Genomic DNA, 4,598 nt, shown 5'->3' on the forward strand with positions numbered 1-4,598 from the left:
GGCCCGGGTGGTGGATGGGTGGAATGAGACGGGGGTGGTGGTGCCGGAGGTGACGTTGTCGGAGTTGTTTGAGGCGCAGGTGCGGCGGAGTCCGGGTGCGGTGGCGTTGGTGTGTGAGGGGCGGGTGGTGTCGTATGGGGAGTTGGAGGTGGCGGCGAATCGGTTGGCGTGGCGTTTGGTGGGGTTGGGGGTGGGTGCGGAGCGGGTGGTGGCGGTGGCGGTGGCGCGGTCGGTGGAGTTGGTGGTGGCGTTGTTGGCGGTGGTGAAGGCGGGGGGTGCGTATCTGCCGGTTGATCCGGAGTATCCGGCGTCGCGGGTGGGGTTGATGTTGGCTGATGCGGATCCGGTGGTGGTGTTGTGTACGGCGGAGACGGTGGGGGGTTTGCCGGAGCATCCGGCTGTGCGGCTGATGGTGGATGACGGTGGGGTGGTGCGGGATTGTCCGGGGACGTCTCCTGGTGTTGTGGTGCGGCCGGGGTGTCCGGCGTATGTGATGTATACGTCGGGGTCGACGGGTGTGCCGAAGGGGGTGGTGGTGTCGCATCGGGGGATTGTGAACCGGTTGTTGTGGATGCAGGGTGAGTATGGGTTGGGTGGTGATGACCGGGTTCTGCAGAAGACGTCGTCGGGGTTTGACGTGTCGGTGTGGGAGTTTTTCTGGCCGCTGGTTACGGGTGCGTGTCTGGTGGTGGCGCGGCCTGGTGGTCATCGTGATCCGCGTTATCTGGTGGATCTGGTGGTGGCTGAGCGGGTGACGACGGTGCATTTTGTGCCGTCGATGCTGGGGTTGTTTCTGGATGAGGAGGGTGCGGCTTTGTGTGGGGGGCTTCGGCGGGTGGTGTGTAGTGGTGAGGTTTTGCCGGGCGAGTTGGTGGAGCGGTTTCAGGGGGTGTTGCCGGGGGTGGGGTTGCATAATCTTTATGGTCCGACTGAGGCGTCGGTGGATGTGTCGTTCTGGGCGTGTCCGCCGGGGGTGTCGGGGGTGGTGCCGATCGGGGGGCCGATCTGGAATGTTCGGTTGTTTGTGTTGGATGGTTTTCTGCGGCCGGTTCCGCCGGGGGTGGTGGGGGAGTTGTATATCGCTGGTGTGGGGTTGGCGCGTGGGTATGTGGGTCGTTCGTCGTTGACGGGGGAGCGGTTTGTGGCGTGTCCGTTTTCTGGGTCTGGGGAGCGGATGTATCGGACGGGGGATTTGGTGCGGTGGCGGGGTGATGGTGTGTTGGTGTATGTGGGGCGGGTTGATGCGCAGGTGAAGATTCGTGGGTTGCGGATCGAGTTGGGTGAGGTTGAGGCTGTTTTGGCGGGGGATGGGGCGGTGGGTCGGGTTGCGGTGGTGGTCCGGGAGGATCAGCCTGGTCATCGGTATCTTGTCGCCTACGTGGTGGCGGCGGCGGGTCGGGGTGTGGATGCTGCCGGGTTGCGGGAGTTCGCCGCGCGGCGGTTGCCGGAGTACATGGTGCCGGCGGCGGTGGTGGAGTTGGCGGAGTTGCCGTTGACGCTGAGCGGGAAGCTTGACCGTAAGGCTCTGCCCGCTCCGGATTTCGCGGGTCTGGTCACCGGGCGTGCTCCTCGTACTCCCGCCGAGGAGCTGCTGTGCGGCCTGTTCGCTGAGACCCTGCACCTGGACCGGGTCGGCGCCGACGACGACTTCTTCAACCTCGGCGGCGACTCNCTGGTCATCGGTATCTTGTCGCCTACGTGGTGGCGGCGGCGGGTCGGGGTGTGGATGCTGCCGGGTTGCGGGAGTTCGCCGCGCGGCGGTTGCCGGAGTACATGGTGCCGGCGGCGGTGGTGGAGTTGGCGGAGTTGCCGTTGACGCTGAGCGGGAAGCTTGACCGTAAGGCTCTGCCCGCTCCGGATTTCGCGGGTCTGGTCACCGGGCGTGCTCCTCGTACTCCCGCCGAGGAGCTGCTGTGCGGCCTGTTCGCTGAGACCCTGCACCTGGACCGGGTCGGCGCCGACGACGACTTCTTCAACCTCGGCGGCGACTCCCTGCTGGCCATGCGACTGATCGCCCGCGTGCAGGCCGTGCTGGACGTCGAGGTGAACATCCGCGAGCTGTTCGCCGCGCCGACCCCGGCGGGCATCGCCAGGCTGGCCTCCGGCGGCGGGAGCGCCCGTACCCCCCTGGTGGCCGGGCAGCGGCCCGAGGAGATCCCGCTGTCGTTCGGGCAGACCCGCATGTGGTTCCTCAACCGGTTGCAGGAGGGCAGCGCGGTCTACAACATGCCGATGGCGCTGCGGCTGCGCGGTGACCTGGACCGGGACGCGCTGCGAGCCGCGCTGAAGGACGTGGCACAGCGGCACGAGACCCTGCGCACGGTGTTCCCCGACCGGGACGGGGTGCCCTTCCAGAAGATCCTGGACGGCGGCCCCGAGCTCGTGGTGCGTGCGACCAGCGAGCGGGACCTCGCGGACCTGCTGGCGGCCGAGGCGGCACGTGGCTTCGACGTACGCAGCGAGCCGCCGTGGCGGGCCGAGCTGCTCGTCCTGGCCGAGCGCGAGCACGTCCTGCTGCTGGTCGTGCATCACATCGCGGCCGACGGCTGGTCGATAGGAGTGCTCACCCGTGACCTGTCCACGGCCTACGCGGCGCGACTCGCCGGCCGGGAGCCGTCATGGGCGGCGCTGCCGGTCCAGTACGCCGACTTCTCGGCCTGGCAGCGCCAGATCCTGGGCAGCGAGGACGACCCGGACAGCCTGATCAGCAGGCAACTGGCGTACTGGCGGCAGTCCCTGGCCGGTCTTCCTGCCGAGCTGACGCTGCCGGTCGACCGTCCGCGCCCGGCCGTGGCCTCCTTCACCGGCGGCACTGTCCCGCTGCGCGTCAGCGCCGAGGCCCACGCCAGGCTGGCGGGGATCGCCCGGGACCGGAAGGCCACGATGTTCATGGTGGTGCAGGCGGCGGTCGCGCTGCTGCTGTCCCGCCTGGGCGCGGGCACCGACATCCCGCTCGGCACCGTCATCGCGGGCCGGGGCGACCCTGCGTTGGATGGCCTGGTCGGCTTCTTCGTCAACACGCTGGTGCTGCGCACCGATGCCGGCGGCGACCCGTCGTTCAGTGACCTGGTCGCCCGGGTTCGCGAGGTGAACCTGGCCGCCTACGCCCACCAGGACGTGCCGTTCGAGCGGCTGGTGGAGGAGCTGCAACCGGACCGATCGCTGGCCCGGCACCCGCTGTTCCAGGTCATGATGACCTTCCAGACCACCCACCAGGACGGCGGCTGGGAGCTGCCGGGCCTGTCCGTCCAACCACAGCGGTCGAGCTCCGACGCCGCCAGGTTCGACCTGTCCTTCACCGTCGGGGAACACCACACCGCCGGCGGCGCACCCGCCGGGCTGGACGGGGCGGTCGGCTACTCGGCCGACCTGTTCGACCGGGCGACGGCCGAGAAGCTGGCTGGGCGGCTGGTGCGGCTGCTGGAAACGGTCGCCGCCGACCCCGCGCTGCGGGCGAGCCGGGTGCCGGTCATGGACGAGGCCGAGTGGGCCCAGGTCGTGCACGCCTGGAACGACACCGCCTGGAACGACACCGCGCTCAAGGTCTCGGACCGGACGCTGCCCGAGCTGTTCGAGGCCCAGGTGCGGCGCAGCCCGGACGCCGTCGCGGTGGTCTTCCAGAACGTAGGCCTCACCTATGCGGAGCTGGATGCGGCGGCGGGCCGACTTGCCGCGCGGCTGACCGAGCAGGGCGCCGGGCCGGAGCGGGTCGTCGCCGTGGCCCTGCCGCGGTCCGCTGAGATGCTGGTGGCGCTGCTGGCGGTGCTGAAGACCGGCGCGGCCTACCTCCCGGTAGACGTGGGATACCCGTCCTCGCGGGTGGCGTTCATGCTGGCCGACGCCGATCCCGCCGCCGTGGTCTGCACGGCCGAGACCGCCCGGGCGCTGCCCGGCCACCCGGCCGTACGGACGGTCCTGGACGACCCACGGACCGCCGAGGCCCCGGCGGCCCGGCAGCCGACCGCGTCAGGCCGGATCGACCCGCGGCACCCGGCATATGTGATCTACACCTCGGGCTCCACCGGAACACCCAAGGGCGTGGTCATCTCACACCGCAACCTGGTGACGTTCCTCGCCGCGATGCGAATCCGCCCCGGCCTCACCGAGGCCGACGTACTGCTGGCCGTGACGACGCTGGGCTTCGACATCGCCGGGCTCGAGCTGTTCCTGCCGCTGGTCGTGGGCGGGCGCGTGGTGGTGGCCGAACGCGAGGTGGCCCTGGACCCCAGGAGGCTGGCGGCGGAGATCGTACGGCACAGCGCGACGGTGCTGCAGGCTACGCCGGTGACCTGGCGGATGCTCGTCGACGACGGCTGGGCGGGCTCTCCCGGGCTGAAGGCTCTGTGCGGCGGCGAGGCCCTCCCTCCGGACCTGGCCGAGGCGATGATCGAGCGCTGCGCGCAGGTGTGGAACATGTACGGCCCGACCGAGACCACGATCTGGTCGACCTGCCGGCAGTTGACGGCGGGCGGCGGCGTCAGCCTGGGCACACCGATCGCCGGTACCCGGACCTATGTGCTGGATGATCTGCTGCAGCCGGTGCCGCCGGGGGTGGTCGGTGAGCTTTATCTTGCGGGTCCGGGGCTGGCTCGTGGTTA

The 4,598-nt window shown here is 69.8% G+C and carries 2 protein-coding genes; both read left to right on the forward strand.

Annotation, left to right across the window (positions count from 1 at the left end; all coding sequences use genetic code 11):
* Positions 1 to 1,816: amino acid adenylation domain-containing protein (locus BMG523DRAFT_RS23930; protein WP_152987894.1), on the forward strand; the 1,816-nt coding region annotated here is incomplete at its 5' end.
* On the forward strand, positions 1,723 to 4,598 hold a 2,876-nt coding region (locus BMG523DRAFT_RS21850; RefSeq protein WP_160323748.1), incomplete at its 3' end, for a condensation domain-containing protein. The genes BMG523DRAFT_RS23930 and BMG523DRAFT_RS21850, both read left to right, overlap by 94 nt.

Source organism: Frankia sp. BMG5.23, from assembly GCF_000685765.2.
Taxonomy (GTDB): domain Bacteria; phylum Actinomycetota; class Actinomycetes; order Frankiales; family Frankiaceae; genus Frankia; species Frankia casuarinae.